The organism is Traorella sp. mt218 (assembly GCF_055420025.1).
On the sequence record NZ_JBVAYM010000053.1, the window covers coordinates 1 to 1,657 of the forward strand.

Annotated in this window: 1 protein-coding gene; it reads right to left on the minus strand. The window is 39.6% G+C overall.

What is annotated here, in order from left to right:
* Positions 1 to 166: 166 nt before the first annotated feature.
* A complete protein-coding gene (locus ACZYT3_RS12660) occupies positions 167 to 1,504 on the minus strand; it encodes an ISL3 family transposase (RefSeq protein ID WP_464088903.1) in 1,338 nt (445 codons plus the stop codon).
* Positions 1,505 to 1,657 lie beyond the last annotated feature (153 nt).

Sequence of the window (1,657 nt, forward strand, 5' to 3'; positions counted from 1 at the left end):
GGTAATTTAAAATAGCGTGTGGGTAAGTGAAGTGCATCATTAAGATATGGTGTGTTTCATAAGGATGAAAAAGAAGAGATGACAGGTATGAAAGTGATTTTCATGGAACTGTCATCTCTTTTGTAATATGCCGAGATCTGTATATAAAAATTATAATATATGAAAATTATGTGTTTTGCTTCTTATGAGAAATTCTTGATCTTCCTTCACGTTTGTCGGAATGAAGCGTTTCTGTGATGGAATAGTATACTTTTGGATTCAGTGAGAAAATGACTCTTTTTCTGAAACGCACGAAATTGGAAATGCCTTTAGAAATGGCAATATAAGTCTGCAGCTGTCCGTTGATGTTTTCCGACAGGGCATTGCTGAGCTTACGGTCATCATAAGGACGTTGAAATGAGTTCAGTATCTCCTTTTTCCAGTTGGACATTGTTGTGATGAAACTGTCAAATTCGTGAATGCCGGAACTTAAAAAGGCTTCATAGATGGTGTCAAACCACTGCTCGCAGTTGTCGGGAGTTGCTTCTTTATTGAAATGAAGATACATTTCCTTCAAACGGAAACCAAGACAAAGGTTTTCACTGATGTTCAGAATCATTTCCTGAAGATCCCGTTTGTTAAGTTTTCTTCCGAAGCGCTTGTTGTAAACAGGCTCGTTGTCAAGAAAGACATCTTTTTCGATAAGATCTTTCCAGGTTTTCAGAAGGTAATACGTGGTGCTGTCATACTCACACTGATTGAGAATGTTGAGACGGATACGTGAGAATCCTTCCATAAGATGCTTGACAACGTGAAACGGATCGACAGCGATGATACAGTTGGGAAGATATTTTTTACAGACTTCTTTATAAGGCAGCCACATATCGATTGTGACATAGCGAACCTGTTTTCTTTCATCAAGAGGGATACGTTCGAAATATCGTGATAGTTCGGATTTGGAACGTGAAGGAAGGACGTCGATCAGAGACCGGTTCAGATTATCAACGAGGACAGCAAGATAGGAGGCATCTTTTCTTTTCGCCATTCTGGAATGGATTTCATCGATTCCCAGAGAAACAGGCAAGGAGATTCTTGGGATATTGATGAAGCTGTCAAAATAGAGCTGAACCTGCGTTACAGAAATATGGTTTGACTGGGCAATCATGAGATAAGTGTAATTGAGATTCTTAAGCTGTTTCATGACTCTGTCGAGAAGAAAGATGGAGTTTTTGAAAGTGGAAAAAGTAAAGGGATTTTTACCTGAAAAGGTTCTGCCGCAGTCATTGCAGAGATACCTGTTGTTTCTGAAGTAGACAGAGGTTTTTCTGTCTGTAAGAACAGGATGGTTGATCCTTTTAGGTTTCGTGTGTCCATGACCCTGAACCGTTCCGCCACAATAAGGGCAGGACGGGAAAGTGGGAAAAAGGGTAATGTGGAACTGAGTTTCCGAGGGAAGAGATACTACTTTAAGATCCTCGACTTCATTTTCGTTGATATTGAGAAGATTTGTGATAAAATTAAACATGGCAAAGCCTCCTTTGTGTTTTATGAGATCTCGGCAAAGAAATCATAGCACAAAGGAGCTTTTTTATGAAACACACCAAAACTTAAAGTGATCTGAAACAGCCCACACCAAACTTTAATGATCGCCCACACCCACACGCTATTTTAAAGCGCC